General features: G+C 56.6%; 1 pseudogene. It reads right to left on the bottom strand.

Annotated elements, in window-relative coordinates:
* Positions 1-263: 263 nt before the first annotated feature.
* A pseudogene (locus tag BN1119_RS00305) lies at positions 264-594 on the bottom strand (3-phosphoshikimate 1-carboxyvinyltransferase); the annotation flags it as partial.

The raw sequence follows: 594 nt of genomic DNA, 5'->3' as shown, positions 1-594 counted from the left end.
AATAACTCTTTGATTTCACTGATACGAACGTCATCGGTTTGATGCTGCATACTTCGGCTTCCTGCTTGGCTAGACACATTGCTTGCACCAATCTAGCCCGAGGGGCCCGGGAGTGTAAATAGAAAATTACATACCCTGATAAAATATTTTTAGGCCAATGATTGCATGTTACAGGAATGCTGCTAGGGAGGGGCGAGATCAAGAAGGCCCGCAGGGTGCGGGCCTCGACGGGTCGTGATCAGACTGCGCAATCAGCGGATGACTCAGGCATCCTGGCTGATGCTGGCCAGCTTGTCGAAATAATCGGGGAAGGTCTTGGAGGTGCAACCCGGATCATTGATGGTCACCGGGGTATCCGACAGCGCCACCAGGGAGAAACACATGGCGATACGGTGATCGTTGTAGGTGTCGATCTCGGCATGGTGCAAGCGGGCTGGCGGCGTCACCTGGATGAAGTCGTGCCCCTCCTCCACCTCGACACCCAGCTTGCGCAGCTCGGTCGCCATGGCGTGCAGGCGATCCGTCTCCTTCACCCGCCAGTTGTAGATGTTGCGAATGGCGGTGGGCCCTTCGGCAAACAGGGCCGTGGTGGCG

Source organism: Aeromonas bivalvium (assembly GCF_000819765.1).
In the GTDB taxonomy this organism is placed as follows: domain Bacteria; phylum Pseudomonadota; class Gammaproteobacteria; order Enterobacterales; family Aeromonadaceae; genus Aeromonas; species Aeromonas bivalvium.
The sequence above is the reverse complement of the archived record's forward strand: the minus strand, read 5'-3'. Positions and strand labels throughout refer to the sequence as shown.